Annotated in this window: 13 protein-coding genes; all 13 read right to left on the bottom strand. The window is 59.9% G+C overall.

The features are described from left to right. Nucleotides 1-39 precede the first annotated feature (39 nt). The gene (gene tssE, locus M5C98_RS09035; protein WP_272552281.1) at nt 40-564 is read right to left on the bottom strand and encodes a type VI secretion system baseplate subunit TssE; all 525 of its coding nucleotides are present in this window, start codon (nt 562-564) and stop codon (nt 40-42) included. 8 nt (nt 565-572) lie between these two features. Continuing rightward, nucleotides 573-1,367 carry a type VI secretion system accessory protein TagJ gene (locus M5C98_RS09030; RefSeq protein ID WP_272552280.1) on the bottom strand — a complete coding sequence of 265 codons (795 nt, stop codon included), beginning with the start codon at nt 1,365-1,367 and terminating at the stop codon, nt 573-575. A 198-nt stretch (nt 1,368-1,565) separates the two neighbouring features. Next, nucleotides 1,566-3,062, bottom strand: coding sequence for a type VI secretion system contractile sheath large subunit (gene tssC / locus M5C98_RS09025; protein ID WP_272552278.1), 1,497 nt, complete (start codon nt 3,060-3,062; stop codon nt 1,566-1,568). An 18-nt stretch (nt 3,063-3,080) separates the two neighbouring features. Further along, the gene (tssB, locus tag M5C98_RS09020) at nt 3,081-3,620 is read right to left on the bottom strand and encodes a type VI secretion system contractile sheath small subunit (RefSeq protein WP_272552277.1); all 540 of its coding nucleotides are present in this window, start codon (nt 3,618-3,620) and stop codon (nt 3,081-3,083) included. Nucleotides 3,621-3,935: 315 nt separating this feature from the next. Then, entirely contained in the window at nt 3,936-4,937 is a 1,002-nt protein-coding gene (tssA, locus tag M5C98_RS09015; RefSeq protein ID WP_272552276.1) for a type VI secretion system protein TssA, read from the bottom strand. A gap of 71 nt (nt 4,938-5,008) precedes the next feature. After that, complete coding sequence (gene tagF, locus M5C98_RS09010; RefSeq protein WP_272552274.1) at nt 5,009-5,620, bottom strand: type VI secretion system-associated protein TagF; 612 nt, start codon at nt 5,618-5,620, stop codon at nt 5,009-5,011. An 80-nt stretch (nt 5,621-5,700) separates the two neighbouring features. Beyond that, nucleotides 5,701-9,327, bottom strand: coding sequence for a type VI secretion system membrane subunit TssM (gene tssM, locus M5C98_RS09005; RefSeq protein ID WP_272552273.1), 3,627 nt, complete (start codon nt 9,325-9,327; stop codon nt 5,701-5,703). A gap of 2 nt (nt 9,328-9,329) precedes the next feature. Beyond that, nucleotides 9,330-10,670: a DotU family type VI secretion system protein gene (locus M5C98_RS09000; protein ID WP_272552272.1), complete on the bottom strand. Its 1,341-nt coding sequence runs from the start codon at nt 10,668-10,670 to the stop codon at nt 9,330-9,332. Nucleotides 10,671-10,678: 8 nt separating this feature from the next. After that, on the bottom strand, nt 10,679-12,013 hold the full coding sequence (gene tssK, locus M5C98_RS08995; RefSeq protein ID WP_272552271.1) for a type VI secretion system baseplate subunit TssK: 1,335 nt from the start codon (nt 12,011-12,013) through the stop codon (nt 10,679-10,681). 5 nt (nt 12,014-12,018) lie between these two features. Beyond that, nucleotides 12,019-12,588: a type VI secretion system lipoprotein TssJ gene (gene tssJ / locus M5C98_RS08990; protein WP_272552270.1), complete on the bottom strand. Its 570-nt coding sequence runs from the start codon at nt 12,586-12,588 to the stop codon at nt 12,019-12,021. Nucleotides 12,589-12,617: 29 nt separating this feature from the next. After that, on the bottom strand, nt 12,618-13,406 hold the full coding sequence (locus tag M5C98_RS08985; RefSeq protein ID WP_272552269.1) for a PP2C family protein-serine/threonine phosphatase: 789 nt from the start codon (nt 13,404-13,406) through the stop codon (nt 12,618-12,620). Then, the gene (gene tagH / locus M5C98_RS08980) at nt 13,403-15,586 is read right to left on the bottom strand and encodes a type VI secretion system-associated FHA domain protein TagH (RefSeq protein WP_272552268.1); all 2,184 of its coding nucleotides are present in this window, start codon (nt 15,584-15,586) and stop codon (nt 13,403-13,405) included. The genes M5C98_RS08985 and tagH overlap by 4 nt, the downstream gene beginning before the upstream one ends. Before the next feature lie 27 nt (nt 15,587-15,613). Beyond that, entirely contained in the window at nt 15,614-16,093 is a 480-nt protein-coding gene (locus M5C98_RS08975; protein ID WP_272552266.1) for a TssQ family T6SS-associated lipoprotein, read from the bottom strand. Nucleotide 16,094 lies beyond the last annotated feature (1 nt).

Below are 16,094 nucleotides of genomic sequence, written 5' to 3'. Positions count from 1 at the left end.
CCCGGTCGGATGGCGCAAATATGCATGGCCTGGATCACTTCACCGTAAATCAGAGACGACCACCTGCCCCGTTTCCAGGTCCAGGCTGGTCTTGAGCAGCAATTCCATCGGATAAGGCGCAGACCAGAACTGGCAGCGGATTTCGAACTGCAGCGTGTTGTGGTGGCTGAACAATTTGCTGGAGGGCGCCAAGGCCACCGTCAGCGTGTCGCGAAGAATGCGGGGTTCGTGGGCGAGGATGGACTTGCGAATGGCTTTCTCGATGTCCTTCCAGTCCAGCTCGGACAGCAACTGGCCTGCCAGTGGCGTCATGCCGAAGTTGATCACCGATCGCTCCGCCTCGGGAAGCCCTTCGAAATCGATGTGCGAGGTCGCATCCGAGGCGTTGAGCAACCAGTTCAGATCCCGCAACAGGGCTTGGCGCAGGCGGGCCTCGGTGACATAGACGGCATCGGCACGCTCGGTGCGTTTGCTGGGCTCGTGGTCCGTCAGGCGGTCCAGCAGGGCCGGCTGCAGGCGGTCTTTTCCGTTGCCGAAATTGTCGTTGGGCCGCGTGGTCGCCATGAGAAGGGTCAGCCTTCGGTGGCTTCAGCCGAGAACTTGATGCGGCGAACGTCCAGCAGCGCGTGGTCCGCCTGGTCGGAAATCCACACGCGCTGGCCCAGGCCGGCCACCTGCTCTTGCCCCAGCTCGCTCCACTCCGTGGTGCGCGACAGCCGCACACCGTCGGATGCGACGCTTTCCGAACCGGGATATCGGGTGGGAATGAATCCGAGCATCTGGCCGCCGTTGACCAGCGTCACTTCGCAGGCGGACCAGACAAGATCGCGCAAGTCCTGGGGCTTTTCGAAATTGATCTGCTGGATCGCCGTGAAGGGCACCCAGTAGTACCCGCCATTGGCATACAACTCGCACACCGGACCCAGCCGTGCATCGGAATCTGCCAGCCATTCGAAAGGGCTGCCGTCCAGCTCGCCCGGCGAAGCCGGCGCTTCATCGAAGGCACTGCTGCGCAATTCGGCTGCTTTTTCGGCCTGCCCATCCGCTGCGCACTGGAGCGCTTCGACCATCCAACCCAGCCAAGCCGGTGGGTCCCCCAGGATCTGCGGGGTGCGCCGGCCCGCGAACACGTCCCGCCGAGCCACTTCGCAGAGGATCACTTCCCGGTAGGCTTTGGCCATCGGGGCCGTCTTGCTGTCCAGTTGGGCACAGATCTGCAATTGATCGAGCGCCTTCTGCCATTCGCCAAACAGCACCAGCATTTGAAAGTAATAGACGCGCAGGGAAGCATCGGCCGGATCTTTGCGAATGGCGTCCTTCAGAGAACTCAACTGCGTATCCAACGGAAGCTTGGAATCAAAGATCATGGGAGGGATGGAATCTTGAACTAAGGGGCATGAGACGCCGCCGCCGATAAGCCCTTCGACAGGGAGTCAGCGCGCGACCGAACCGATGCGCGAAGAACGGCGCCTCGTGGCATGCGCCGATTGAAAGCCGGAGCGGCAGTCTATTCACCACAGGCGAAAGGGAAACTCGACCCCATCGCCTGCAGCGACAAACCTCGATCAGTTGCCGGCTTGCTTGACCGACGGCAGCTTGGAAACCAAGCGCAGCGAAACGGTAAGCCCTTCGAGTTGGTAGTGCGGGCGCAGGAAGAACTTGGAGGTGTAGTAGCCGGGGTTGCCCTCGACTTCTTCCACTTGCACTTCGGCGGCCGCCAGCGGCTTGCGGGCCTTGGTTTCCTGCGAGGAGTTGGCTGGATCGCCATCCACGTAATTCATGATCCAGTCGTTCAGCCACAGCTCCATGTCGGAACGCTCCTTGAACGAGCCGATCTTGTCGCGCACGATGCACTTGAGGTAGTGCGCAAAGCGGCAGCAGGCGAACATATAAGGCAGGCGTGCCGACAGGTTGGCGTTGGCCGTGGCGTCTGCGTCGTAATACTCGGCAGGCTTGTTCAGCGACTGCGCACCGATGAAGGCGGCCACATCGGAGTTCTTGCGGTGCACCAGTGGCATGAAGCCGTTCTTGGCGAGTTCCGCTTCGCGGCGATCACTGATCGCGATCTCAGTCGGGCACTTCATGTCCACACCGCCGTCGTCCGTCGGGAAAGTGTGGGCAGGCAGGTTGTCGACCGCACCGCCCGACTCGACGCCGCGGATGGACGTGCACCAGCCGTAGTACTTGAAGGAGCGGTTGATATTCACAGCCATCGCATAGGCCGAGTTGGCCCAGCAATACTTGCTGTGATCGCCGCTGGCGGTTTCTTCTTCGAAGTCGAATTCGTCCACCGGATTGGTCTTGGCACCGTAGGGCAGACGCGCCAGGAAACGCGGCATGGCCAGGCCGATGTACTTCGAATCATCGGACTCGCGCAGGCTGCGCCAGGCGGCGTACTCGGTGTTGGTGAAGATCTTCGTCAGGTCACGGGGATTGGCCAGTTCCTGCCACGACTCCATCTGCATCATGGCAGGCGAGGCACCGGCAATGAACGGGCAATGCGCCGCGGCAGACACCTTGGCCAACTCGCCCAGCAATTCGACATCGGTCGGGCTGTGATCGAAGTGGTAGTCGCCCACCAGGCACCCGAAGGGCTCGCCACCGAACTGGCCGTATTCCTCTTCGTACACCTTCTTGAAGATGGGGCTTTGATCCCAACCCACCCCCTTGTAGCGCCGCATGTTGCGGTGCAGTTCTTTCTTGGAGATGTTCATCACACGGATCTTGAGCATTTCGTCCACTTCGGTGTTGTGGACCAAGTGATGCAGACCGCGCCACGCGCCTTCCAGTTGCTGGAATTCGCTGTGGTGAATGATCTGGTTGACCTGCTCGGACAGCTTGCGGTCGATTTCCGCAATGATGGCCTGCACCGTTTGATAGGCGTCATCCGACAGCGTGGCAGAGGCCGCCAGGGCTTGCTGTGCCAAGGTCTGCACGGCAGCCTCGACCGCTTCGCGTGCTTGATCGGTCTTGGGCTTGAATTCTTTTTGCAACAACGAAGCGAATTCGTTGCCTTCGAGTGTCTGGGCGGCTGGTGCCGCTTCCATTTGGCGTGCGTTCATGATCGGGTCACTCCTCGCTTATTTCACGTCCGTGGATGGCTCGGCGCTGTCAGCCGGCTTGGGCATGGCGGCGAGCGACTTGAGCAATGCCGGATCTTTCAAGACCTTGCTGATCAATTCTTCAGCCCCTTGCTTGCCGTCCATGTATGACAGGAGGTTATGCAGTTGGGTGCGCGCTTCGAGCATGGAATTGAGTGCGCCGACCTTGCGGGCGATGGCGGCAGGCGAAAAATCCTCCATGCTGTCGAACGTGAGTTCGATGTGCAGGCGACCATCGCCGGTCAGTGTATTGGGCACATTGAAGGACACTCGGGGCTTGATGGATTTCATCCGCGCATCGAAATTATCGATGTCGATTTCCAGAAACTTGCGGTCGGCGATCTCAGGAAGCGCCTCCGATGGCTTGCCAGACAGATCGGCCATCACACCCATCACAAAAGGGATCTGAACCTTCTTCTCGGAGCCGTAGATCTCCACGTCGTATTCGATCTGAACCCGTGGCGCGCGATTGCGAGCAATGAATTTCTGACCACTCTTGCCCGTTTTGCTCAGTGTCATGATGTAACTTCTCTTTTCCTAGGATTTATAAAACGCGAGCGTAGAGTCTTGTGAAGGCATCGCAGTTACAACGACTTCTCAATAACATCGACTTACAAATTCATAACGAAATGGAACGCCCGTTTTTTCGAACACTCTGCGGTGCGATTCTTGACTTGCAAGACCATCGTCCGGTTCTTGGAAGATAACGCAGAGAAAGCCGTCTGGATCAGCCCGGCAACTGTCATGGGAACTTTAGATGTGCGATCAGATCGCGTTCACGCTCCGTCCCGCCAGTATCTCCATGCCCCGCCCCCCAAATGCTACAAAACGTTTTCAAAGCGGGCTCTTCACCCCGGTAATATTTTCTACTTGTGCCACGCTGTCGGGCGACAGTTCACGAAGAATGTCCAGAAAATCGAGACCCATCAGGCGGACGGCTCTGCGAATCAGCAAGGGCGCGGGATTCGTCGGCTCGGTCCGCTCCAGAAATTCCGCAATTTCCATCAGGCGCGCCACGGCATCCGAGCGCGTGCGCAACGCAAACCCCTGAGTCACCGCAGTAGCCGGCGAAGGGTCCGTTGGCACTGTATTCTGGGTTTCTTCCAGCGGTGGCGCGAGAGCATCGGCATCCTTGGGGATCAAGTCGCAGAGCACACTGAACACACCCCGAATCTGTTCCAGATCGGGGCGTTGGTCCGCATCGAGCCGGTCACGGAAGATGGCTTGCATCGAATCGAAAGACTCGCTCGCCACGACCCAAGCACCAAGTGTCTCGTTACCCTGCCGCCAAGCGTCGAACACAGCGCCTCGCAACTGGTCCAGCGACATCTTGATGGTGCCGTCAGCTGCGGTGCCGCGCGCGAGGGACTCGGCATCGCGGACATTGATGGCGCCGGCGGCCGATCGCAGAAAGTCTTGCTGGCGAAGATCCCTCAACTGCCCGGTCACGTCGTTCAACGAAGCAACGGCATTCATCCGCATGAAGTGATCGCCATCTTCAGGCAGAGGATGGAGATGGTCCCAATGCTGGCTGAACATAGCGGCCATCAATTGCACACCTTGCGACATGCCACGCACGCCCTGCGTGTTGGTCAAGGCATGGGAGAGCTTTGCGACCACCCGGATGTCTTTCGTGCGGGACAGTAGCGCAATCGACCGCTTCTCGACTTCACGCCAGTCGGGTGGCTCGGCCGGAATCACGGTTTCGCCGAACTGCTGTTCCGGCTTGCCGCTGGCCGCGTTCTCAAGCGCGAGAAACTCAGCGTCGTACGTCAGGTCTTCCCCGCAGGGTGGGGCATCGTTGGTAGGGACCAGCAGGGCGTCAAGATCAATCATTCAATATCCGTCCGCTCGCATTGAAAATGCGCGATTGGCTCAATAAAAATAGAACGAAGGGCACGGACATCCTAGAGTGCCTTTTTGAAAAGCCGTGAGAACAAATGGCCATCGAAAGGACCGCTGTGCTCCAGCGTTTCCCCGCCTCCGGCCGCGTCGGACCACCAAACGCTGCGCGCCTGCTGCGAGCGCAAGATATCGCGCCCAGCCCCCCAGGGCCGGCCACCGGATGCGTTGCCACTGGACGGACTCAGCCCCAGGTCTGCCAGGATGCCGGCCATCGAGGGCGCAGCCGCTGGCGCTGGCTGGTCTGCATGGAATGGCCACGGCAGCGAAGAAAGCCTCGCATCCAGCTCTTCGGCAGGTAGTGCCAGCCTGCGCGCCTCGACGATGGCCTCCCGCGTGCCAGAGAAAAACCGCTCGAGGGTGGGGTCCGGCACCAGGGAGCAGGCTCGATCGGCGGCGATGGCCACTGCGGTGATGGGATAGCACCTTCCAATGCGGTCTGCACTGGGAGCCAGCACGCCGCACACCGGAAGGGTCTTCCCGCCCAGGCTGGCAATGAAGAACCACAGCGGCGACTGTATGAAGCCTGGCTCCCACTGCCCAGGACGTTGGGCACGCAATTGATCCAGTCCGTGGCTCAACCAGGCGTCCCATTCGTCACCGATGGAGCGGGGCATCCTGCGTCCCACGAAATCGCCCTGCCCCGGCAGCTTTCCAAACCAGGAAATGCGGGACTGCACTTGCGGCGATGCTTGACTCACAGGTTGCCAGGACACTCGAACTCCTCCATGGCTTTGAGACGGAAAGGATTCAGCACACTGCCAGTGGTGATTTCGAATCGCAGGCGTCGCCCATCGATATTGAAAGCGGCAATGAAACGCTCAGGCGCGTTACCGGGCAGAATCTGCGCCCGGTCAAAAAACCGATGCAACGCCCAGGGGCCCTCGGTGACCAAGCCGGTATTTTCAGCCCCCGATCCGGTCAACTGCAGCCGCACCTGCCCCGTACCGCGGGCGCCTGGCCAGTTGACCGACTTCGGAATCTGAGGCCCGTGCTGGTAGCGCAGCACTTCGCCATCGACATCGAGCACCATTTGCGTGATGGCAGCATCCATCTCCAAGGGCTTGATGTCCAGCCGGATCGAGGGTGCCTTGCCGCCGGCCCGGAAATAAACATCCCGAATGACGGCGGCGCGCTGGAACGAAGCCAGCGCGGCAGAGCCGCCCACGGGCGAACCGTCCACGCCCTGCTTGAAGCTCCAGGGATTGGTGGAAATATCGACCATCGGCTGCAGCGTGGTCCGGAAGAATTCATCCATGGTGCCGCCCACGGAGAACAGGCGGGCGAAGTCATCCGTCGTCACATCGCGGCCTGCGCTGCGCGTGAATGGATAGCGCCCCAGGATTGCACGCCGGCAAAAGGCACCGATCGTGGCGTTGAGATTCCCGCCTACGGCGGCCCGTACATCGCGTCCCACGAAAGCCGAAGTGGCTCCTGCCAAATCTTCGTACATGACGTTGAGGGGTGGCGGCACGCGCTTGGCTTCCGTGCGCACCCGCTCCAGCGTGGCGGACAGCGAAGGTGGCACCGTGCCGCCCGCACTGACCTGCTGCCGCGCCGATGCGATCACCGCGGCCGCCTCATTCAGCACCTGCAGGCTCGCGGTCATGGGAGAAGGACCCGAACCGTTCGAGGTGGCCAGCCGCCGATACTCGCGGAAGCGGAAATCGACCAGATCAGCCTCCAGCGTACCGCTGGATGTCAACCCAGCCACATTCACCTGCTTGCCGGTCAGCCGGCTCAATTGCTCTTGCTCTTCCTTGATGCGATTGATCTTCTCGCCGAGCCAACTGCTGGTTCCGCCCCCGGCTGAGGGGCGCTGACCGAGCGTGGTTTCCTTGGCAACGGCACGGATGAACTGTTCGAGGCTGGAATTGGCGGCGGAGTAAAGGCGCGCCTGTTCCCCTGCCTGATCGAGGGAGGCGATGCGTACCGGCCGCACATCGGCCAGGAAGTCCTCCCAGAGCTTGGCGTATTCCATCAGATAGAGTCGCTTGACCTCGAGCGCCAACTGGCCCGTCAGGACTTCGTTGGCGGTACTTCGCCGCCCATCGGCCTTGCCGAGCACCCAGCTCTCCTCTTGGGACAGCAATGCCGTGACCTTGGGCAATTCTTGTGCGAACGCCCCGTAGTACCCGTCATAGGTGAACAGGCCGGAAATGCCCTGCGTCAGCGGACGGCCGCTGCGGCGGGAAAAAACCTGCGGCGCCTCCGGGCCGCTCGCCCGAACCACCGTGAATTCAGGCGGCAAAGAATTGCCGGTCAGCAGCAGTTGCTTGAGACGGCTGTATGCCCGCTGCGCCGGGGACATCTGTGCCAATCTTTGGCGCACTTCCGCCACCAGTTGCTGATCCATCGGCACAGGCGCCACCAGCGCACGGTCTTCCATCAAATTGTCGAGGTGATGGGCCAATTGATTGACGACGCCGGATTGCACCAAGCCGGGCGGAAGAGATGCCTCCCAGTCGTTGACCATCCACGCGCGTATCGACTTGGCGTTGAACCGCTCAGGTTCGTACAGCATCAGATAGACCTTCAGCGCTTCGAAGCTCGCCTCCGGATTGCTGGTGGACGTTTGCTGCAGTGAACGGCGCAGATGCCGCGACAAGCGGGGCAGCCACGCATCTTCGAGCAGGCGCATATAGGTGGCATCCGCAGCCGTCTGGACCTTGGGCACCTGAAGCAATCCCTGGCGCCAGCTCAGCGGAGCAGAGTCCCCTTCATAGCGTTGACTCACGGCCAGCGACTCCGCGTTGTTCAATAGCGGCAGCAAGCTCACCATGTCTTCGGGGTCGGCGTCGCGCGCATCGTTGACTGCCTGCTTAAGCGCCGGAACCCGATCTTTCACCTCGCCGATGTAGGCGACGTTGTTGTCATGACTGACAGTCCATGCCACCGTCACACCAACCAGAGCCAGAACCAAAGCAATCAGCCCACCCGCCTGGACGAGACGCAACTGCCGTTCCTTCTTGGCATTGCGGCCAGTCAGGCCTGCCTCATTGAACATCACGCCTTTGAGCAGCGTTTCAATGAAATAGCTCTTTCCACTTTTGGCCCCTACCGACGCCCCTGCGGGCGAAGGAACGGCGAAACGGCGGGAGAGCGCCGAAAGCACCCGGTCGAAGGGCATGCCTTCCTGCGTTCCGCTGGTGAAATACACCCCCCGGAACAGCGGTTTTTCCTTGAACCGTGACGATGCAAAGATCGTGGAGAGCGTTTCCTGCAACACATCGCGCAAACCGACGAACTGCTGTGGCAAACCATAGATCAGCCCCCGACGCGCCAAGTCGGGCTCGGAAAGCAGGCGCTGAGGCAGCAGGCGATTGATCTGCCCTGCCAACTCGTCGAATTCGGCGCGGAAGCGAGCCGCCGGCTCCTCCTGGACGCCCCCTTCGTTGTAAGGGCTGGTGAAACCCCAAACCTGGGCCCGCTCTTCGCGATTCATGTTGCCGAAGAATTCGTTGAATCCCGCCAGCAAATCGGTTTTGGTGACCAGCACATACACAGGAAATTTGATGGCGAGCTCTTCGCATAGCTCACCCAGGCGCATGCCAATGAGCCGCGCCAAACGGTCACGCTCTGCATCGGTGCTGCTCAGCAACTCTTGGACGCTGAGAGTGACTAGCACGCCATTAACAGGTTGCCGCCCACGGAACCGACGTAGCAAAGACAGGAATCCACCCCAGGCGGCTTTGTCTTGTGTTTCGTCGCTTTCCTGGGTCGTGTAACGACCGGCAGTGTCTAAAAGCACGGCTTGGTCGGTAAACCACCAGTCGCAGTTGCGCGTGCCGCCCACCCCCCGAATGGAGGCCTTTCCGAATTGGGCCTCCAATGGAAAGTCCAGGCCGGAATTGACCAACGCCGTGGTTTTGCCCGAGCCTGGCGAGCCGATGATCAAATACCAGGGCAACTGGTAGATGTAGCGACGGTTCAGCCTGCCGAACCAGCCCTGCTCTGTCTGGCCGAACCGGGTCTTGCTCAAGACACCGATCGCCTCTTTGAAGCGACTTTCCAGTTCAGCGACCTCTTCCTGCCCGGGACCGGCTTTTTCAGCTAGTCGATCACTCGTGCCGAACCGTGCCAACTGAGACAGAAGGCGAGCATTCATCTGCTTCGCACGCCACCATTGAACCGTGAGTTTCAAGAACCAGAAAGCGAAGATCGCAAAGATCATCCAGCCACGGACTTGGGGACTTTCCAGGGGCTGGTAGGGCTTGATGTAGATCAGCGGCCCAATGAACCAGATGACCAAGCTCAAAAGCACCAGCCCGAGCAGGACTAGAGTGAACCGGTTGAACAGGAAATCGAATATCTTGCGGAACATGCTTATTTTTGATTGGTAGCGCCGCCTCGGGGATTCGCACCCGGGGTGATCTGCAGCTCGCTGTCGCGGGTTTGCGGGGCAACATGCAAAACGATCTCCACGCGGCGATTGAGCGCCTTGCCCTCAGGTGTGGTGTTCGGAGCCACCGGATCGCTTTCCGCACGGCCTTCGGCATGCAACCTGCGCCCGTCGGAGACACTCTTCGTCAGCATGGTGGTAACGGCTTGCGCACGCTCCTGGGACAAATGCCAGTTGGAAGGAAACCGGGCAGTCCGGATGGGCGAGTTATCGGTGTAGCCATTGACGACGACCTTTCCAGATACCTCGTTCAAGGCAGCCGCAATGCGTTCGATCACGCCCACATACCGGGGCTTCACCACCGTGGCCCCGGCATCGAACAACCCATCTCCGCGCAAGATGATGATGCTTCGATCCGCAAGATCGTTCACCTCGACCAAGCCCTCTCGAATCTCGGGCTCCAGAAACTGGCGCAGCCTGGGTTTAGGCGCAGCGGCGATGACAGCGGGGGCCTGGGGAAGGCGAATGCCATTGATCGCGGCAAACAGATCGTCAGACCGCGATGCCAATCGATAGTTGAACCAAAGGAAGATCAAAAAAGCAATGAGCAAGGCCAATGCCGCAGCGACCCAGAAAGGGATCAACGTCCAGGGCGGCACGGCGGCGCGCTGGACTCCACGCCAATGCAGAGACAAAGCACCGCTGCGGTCTCCCCTCGCCCCTTCGATGACTTGCAGTAGCCGGGACTTGAGACTCTCCAACTGGCTCTTGCCGTTTTCGACGACGTGATAACGGCCTTCGAAACCCAGCATCAGGCAAAAATACATCAACTCGATGAGATCGATGTGCTGATTGGGCGTCTGCACCAGCTTGGAAAGCAACTGGAAGAACTTCTCGCCGCCCCAGGTCTCGTTGTGCAACGCAACCAGCAAGCTGTATTTGGGCCAGACGCCCGAACCGCCCCAGGGGGTCTGTGCTGCGGCCTCGTCGATGGCAGTACAGATGCAATACCGTGCACCGATGATCGTCTCCATCGGCACGCCGGTGTTACCCGCACGGCTTTCGAACTGGCGGATGTTTTCCAGAAGAAACTGCTGAAATCCGCCGGGATCCCCGTTCGTGGCCATGGCCCGGATCTGAGGGATGAGATTCAGTAGCGTGTTGGAGGCAGCCACCAGAGGATTGCCCCCGCTGACGACATCGGGCAGGGCCGTTTCACGCACCGCGCCACCGGAAGGTTGTTGTGCAGCGGCCTCAGGCCGCGGGGCTGCGGTCCCAGTGCCCGTATCGAAGGCAAACACATTGCCAGAGGTTTGAATGGACATATCGGTTCTTAACGGCGAATAGCCCACATCTCAAGCTGCAATTCGGGGAACTCGCCGGACACATGCAGGGCGAGCCCGCCGGAGTTCTGAAGTTGGCGCCACAAGTCGTGCGCCGTATCCAATTCGAAATACGAATATCCCGCATGGTATGGAATTTCGCGGGGAGCGACCGGCAAGGAACGCAGGGTGACGCCCGGCAAATGCAGATTCACCAAGTCGCGAATGCGCTCCACCGGACCCAGTTTGATCTGGGTCGGAAAATGCGCCCGCAGAAACTCCACCGTTGCCTGGGAATGCACAGCCAGCACAAATTCGCAACTGGTCAAAAGCTCGGTGCTCGGAATCAACGCGACATGCACGCCATATTGGCGCTCTTGCAGTTCGATCTGGATCGCATTCTGCTCCAGCACCGAAGACAGGCCACGTCGCAACTCCAGCATCAAAGGTAAAAAGGAGCTTCGCAAATCGTCATGGTCGTAGGCAGGCATGGGCGCAGGACGCCGCTGATCGCGCGTGAAGGTTGCCAGTTCGCCTGCCATCTTGAGAAGGTCGTCAAACAGCCGCTCAGGATGGATGGAGCGGATGCGAACCCAATGCTCGACCGCTGGCTCCCAACGGTTCAAAAACTGGAGCATCAGGAAGTCGCCCACCTCGCCCACACCGCCGCGGCCTGGCTGGGTAAGCCGCTCTTCCAACGCTGCGCCACGCTGCCGAAGCAGGCCAAACAATTCGCGGCAGAACACCGCGAGATTGGACATGTCGGCATTGGTGACCACGGTGGGTATGAAGGTGGGATCGAGCAACAGTGAACCGTCCGCGCGGCGCTCCACTACCTGCGCCACCGGCAGACTCACCCAACCGTCGGCAACGTCTTGCGATGCCCGCAGTGCAAGCTTGATCTGCCCGACCTGCACTTCGGCCGCCTGTGCACCGACGTCGTTGACGTCCGCAACCTCGACCACCTCTGCGGCATAGCGCACGAGCGCATTCGACTCGGAGCCAAGAGACACTTCCGCCGCCATGCGCCTACGCATCGGCAAGGCCAGATGAATGACCGTGTCTTTCACGTCTTTGCCGATGCTCAGTGCTGGCGGCGGCTCGTCGTGATGGGGAATGCTAAAGGGCGTGCCATCCGGCAGCACCCCTTCGGCGGAAATCAGCCCGATTTTTCCTAACCCAAGAAGCTCCGTATCCAGAACGAGGCTCGAAAACCCCCAGAAGAAAAACTGCGTCGGCAACGTGCGTGCCTGCACCAGAAAATCAGTGAACCGATCTTGCTGCTGAAAATGCTGAGGGCGCAAAAACATGCCCTCTGCCCATACGACCTTGCGCTGCCAGACCATGATAGTTACTGCGATTTTTCTTGGATTTGAACTTTGACCGCGTCTTGTGAAACGGTGACCAGATAACGCACGGGCTTCAAACGCTCGGTCTCACCCAGACCCCACCAGCGTCGGCGCATCTCGACAGAATTAGGCGCTGGAGCGGTTGCACGCCAAGTGCTCTTCTCAAGATCCCGGTAGCCGGCGAAAAAAGCAAAAGCGCGCACCTCCGCACTTCCCTTTCGCTCAAAAACCCGACGCTCACCTGGGACCACCAGAAACTCTTCCCTGCGCACGAAGTCGCTGGCCAATTGGGCTTCGTCTTTTTCTTGAAGATCTAGAAAGCTGGCCTTGTCGAACGCAGCGGTGGCGCGCAATTCGTACATCCGAAGCAAGATGGGCTTGGGAGCCCCATGCACATCGGGGTTGAGCTTGGCATCGGCAACGATTTCAAAGACGGCCGGGGGAACAGCCGTCGGCGCCTCTTGAGGGCGATTCATCGAACCGATGACGCCGCACCCGGCAATACCCAGAACGGCAGTGCCCATCGCTCCTGCCAGCAAAGCACGGCGCAATCCATATATCCGATCAAGCATCGTCGATTCCTTTATTCGTAGAGCTGGTTTCACAGCCCGTCTTCATTGGGTGACACCCAGACGGCAAATGCGCTGAAATTGTCTTGATGCGGCTTTCCCTTCGCGCGCAGCGTAGTCTCCATGTGCTCCAGCCAATCCTCTGGATTCTGGCTAAGCCGCAATGCCTCTTCCATATCGTCCTCATGAATGCCTTCCCAAAGGCCATCCGAGCACAGCAGAAAGGCATCTCCAGCCAACAGGTCAACGGCCTTGGAAAGCACTGTTGGAGGAATCTGCGATTCGGCTCCGATGGCACCGGCAAGAACGCTCCGATTCGGAAGGTCCCGAGGATCCTCATTGCGGTACACACCCGCGTGCAGCAATTGCTGCACTACGCTGTGGTCTTCCGTCACGCGATGAACCCGCTGGTCCCTGAACCAATACAGGCGTGAATCACCCCAGTGCGCCCACAGCGCCCGGCCTTTGGCCAGATCCAGACACAGCAGGACCACCGTGGCACTCATGTGCCTGCGGGAGACCGATAAGGGCTGCTCCACCGCGACTGTATGTTCTGCCAACGAAATTAGAGAGGCCAGGCCTGCCGGGGCAAACAGCGGGTTGTGGCGGAACCCATCGAGTACCGCATTGACCGTCAACCGTGCAGCCAAACCGCCATGGCCGTGGCCGCCGGCTCCATCGGCCAATGCACAGCAAAAACCGCGGCCCTCTACATCCACCATGCCCATGAAATCGTCATTGGTCGCACGCGATCCCCTGTCGGATAGCGACGCTGCAGTCAAACGAAAACGGTACTGATCGCCAACAACGTGTGCAATCACAATTTGGCCTTTGCAGCGGCTTCAGCGTTCTCGTAGGCTTCCAGGAAGGCTTGGCCGGAGAATGCCGTGAGATCGTCTTCCGCATCTCGGCGGATGGCATCGAAGTTCTTCTTGTACTCGTCCCACAAAGCCGCCTTGCGACCGATCGTGGAGACTTTCCCAAGCATCCCGCCGATAGAAGCTGCCTGCTTTTCCAACTCGACAGGATCAAACCGCGCCAGTGCCTCTGCATAGGCAGCCCGAATGCCTGCCATCAATGCCAATTGGTGGACACACAGATCCTGATAGGCGTCCTTCATGGCCGGAACGGGCTGCATGAAACCGGGAAAATTCTGCCCGATCATCTGCATGATGACGCCATCGGGAGTGGGCAAAAACTTCAATGGATTATTGGCACCGGACGCGATCACCGTCACACCTGCACGGAACTCACGCTTGATCTCCGAGCGCGCAGCCAGCAAGTCAATGGTCCCCTGCACCGCGACGCGGAAGGCTTCACCGAAAGAACGCATGAATTCTGGCGTGAGAGTGGGTTCCAGCTTTTTGGGGAGTACGCCAGCACCGTCCAAAAAAGCGGTGACCAATGCACTCAACTCTGCAGGAGGCAAGGTGGCCAGACCCGGCAAGGTCGCTGGCATGGCGTCCGACCGCTGAGGCGCAGGCGCAGGCGCAGGCAGATTGGAGGGGAAAGGCGCAGCCGCGGCGGGGTCTGCAAAGGGAATAATTGTTTCTTCGCCCTGGTGGCTTGGCTTGCTTTCGAAGGAGGTCGGATGGCCCTGGCTTTTTTCCGAGGGCAACGCCGTGTCCCCCGAGGGTATCCAATCGGAATCGGATATCGGCAAGGCACTGCCGAAGCTGTCCAGGTTCAGCCCTTCGACTTTGCGAAGGCCTGTCAAAGGCTCTATCGCAGGCCCTTTCGGCGCAGGTGGCGCGGAATCGGAAGAGGCAGCTTTGGCTATCGTGGAAGACACGGCAGCATCGACGCTGATGGCTTCAATTCCCAACGACGCCACCTGGATACGCTCCTGCGGAAGGCCAACCGCCACCGCATTTTTTGGCATGCTGAAAGCTTGCGACAGATCGCATCCCAGCGCCGCGGGCCCGGCGTCCTGAACAGCAGGCAATTCGCTGCCCTGCTGGAATAGACGCAGCGGGTCCAACTCGTTGCGGGGCTCCAGGGCTTTCGGAAGCCCTGTGTGAGACGGGTCGTCCATCTCATGTTCGAAGCGACCGGATATCGGTAACGCTTTGAGCATTTCGTCGTGCCTAAGATTGGCAACGTCCGTCAAACTCTTCGTCTGCAAACCTCCGGCCCAGGGATCACCCTTTTGGGCCTGCTTGTTCGGATCCTGAGCGAACAGATCGAAATCGTCGGGAATGACCAGTGCGCGAGGCACAGCGGCCTGCTTTTGCCGAGCAACCGGCATGTCATCCCATCCCGAGGGAAGCGATGCAGCAGGCATTGCTGGCGTGCTGAAGGCAGCAACGGGGATGACGGGCGTCTGCACGCCGAATTCCTGCGGCACTTCAGAAAGCGGTGGCTCAGAAAACTCGGCCGGAGCCGGAACGGCAGCAGCGCCTACTACATCCTGAGGACCTGCCATGAAAGCAGGCAAGGTCGGCGGCTCAGCGCCCGCCACGGCCTCAGAGGGGGAGGACACCAGCCCCAGGATGGAGAAAGGGTTGGTATCGTTCGCGTTAACCGCAGGCGCCACCTCTAGGAAACCATTTGCTTCCACTGGTGGAACGACCACCTGCGCTACCGGAGCCACAGCCGGGGCCTGAGCTGCTGCTGGCACCCCAACTGCGGCGTCCATGGCTGGCGCTGAAACGGTTGTTTGGGGCGCTGGCAACGGCTGCCCTGGCAGCAACGCGTACAAGCGATAAGGACCGATGATCACTTCATCGCCGATCGCCAATGGCACCTCTTCACCAGAACGCACTTCCTGTCCTGCCACCGTGATCGATCGTCGTTCGCACAGATTGGCAATGTAAGCCGCCTCGGACTCCATGCGGACCATTGCATGCACGCGCGCCACACTTGCATCGGAGTCCGGCAGTACCAGTTTGTTCTGGCCTCCGCGGCCGATGGTGCCTCCGGCGACGCCGAAAACTGCAGACCATGGCCGATCTACTGAAAGATCGGCCTGTTGAGCGACTCTGAGTTCGACTTTATCCATGGACGGTGCCTGACTGATCCACTTGACTTAAGGGGTTTTTCGATTGCCGCGCTTTGCACGGGCTGCTGCAGCACGCGCTGCATTGAATTCCCGGCCCCATACAGGGTGGCCTTTTTCCGCCTCGGTCAATTGGAAGGTGGGGTCTTGTTCAAGTGCCAGGTCGAAGTGTTGGCGGCACTGCCTGAGCCTGCCCATTGCACAGTGGCTGAAGGCAATGAACTTGAGTGCTTTCACCTGAGAGGCCAAGGGCAACTCGGGAGCACCAGCCAAGGAACTCAACGAAGCAATCGCATCGTCATAACGGCCGTCTGCGTAGACATCCAAAGCGCGCGCAAGCGCTTGCTCCTTAACCGCCACCGGGTCCTGCTTGGCAGGCTCTTGCGCGGCGGGCTGCTGAGCCGCCGCATCCGCTCCCGGTGCTGCGGGTGCTTCGGGAGCCGTTTGGCAAGCAGTCAGCAACAAGCCGAGCAGGCAATGGCCAACTATCAAAGGGAATCTGTATTTCATG

Origin of the sequence: Acidovorax sp. NCPPB 3576, from assembly GCF_028473605.1 — a bacterium.
GTDB lineage: Bacteria > Pseudomonadota > Gammaproteobacteria > Burkholderiales > Burkholderiaceae_C > Paracidovorax.
The sequence above is the reverse complement of the archived record's forward strand: the minus strand, read 5'-3'. Positions and strand labels throughout refer to the sequence as shown.

What these genes read in the sequence shown, in the direction of transcription:
- tssE (WP_272552281.1), bottom strand. Translation starts at nt 564, where the DNA reads ATGGCGACCACGCGGCCCAACGACAATTTCGGCAACGGAAAAGACCGC.
- tssK (WP_272552271.1), bottom strand. Translation starts at nt 12,013, where the DNA reads ATGGTCTGGCAGCGCAAGGTCGTATGGGCAGAGGGCATGTTTTTGCGC.
- tssC (WP_272552278.1), bottom strand. Translation starts at nt 3,062, where the DNA reads ATGAACGCACGCCAAATGGAAGCGGCACCAGCCGCCCAGACACTCGAA.
- M5C98_RS09030 (WP_272552280.1), bottom strand. Translation starts at nt 1,367, where the DNA reads ATGATCTTTGATTCCAAGCTTCCGTTGGATACGCAGTTGAGTTCTCTG.
- tagH (WP_272552268.1), bottom strand. Translation starts at nt 15,586, where the DNA reads ATGGATAAAGTCGAACTCAGAGTCGCTCAACAGGCCGATCTTTCAGTA.
- tssJ (WP_272552270.1), bottom strand. Translation starts at nt 12,588, where the DNA reads ATGCTTGATCGGATATATGGATTGCGCCGTGCTTTGCTGGCAGGAGCG.
- tssM (WP_272552273.1), bottom strand. Translation starts at nt 9,327, where the DNA reads ATGTTCCGCAAGATATTCGATTTCCTGTTCAACCGGTTCACTCTAGTC.
- tagF (WP_272552274.1), bottom strand. Translation starts at nt 5,620, where the DNA reads ATGCCCCGCTCCATCGGTGACGAATGGGACGCCTGGTTGAGCCACGGA.
- tssB (WP_272552277.1), bottom strand. Translation starts at nt 3,620, where the DNA reads ATGACACTGAGCAAAACGGGCAAGAGTGGTCAGAAATTCATTGCTCGC.
- M5C98_RS09000 (WP_272552272.1), bottom strand. Translation starts at nt 10,670, where the DNA reads ATGTCCATTCAAACCTCTGGCAATGTGTTTGCCTTCGATACGGGCACT.
- tssA (WP_272552276.1), bottom strand. Translation starts at nt 4,937, where the DNA reads ATGATTGATCTTGACGCCCTGCTGGTCCCTACCAACGATGCCCCACCC.
- M5C98_RS08975 (WP_272552266.1), bottom strand. Translation starts at nt 16,093, where the DNA reads ATGAAATACAGATTCCCTTTGATAGTTGGCCATTGCCTGCTCGGCTTG.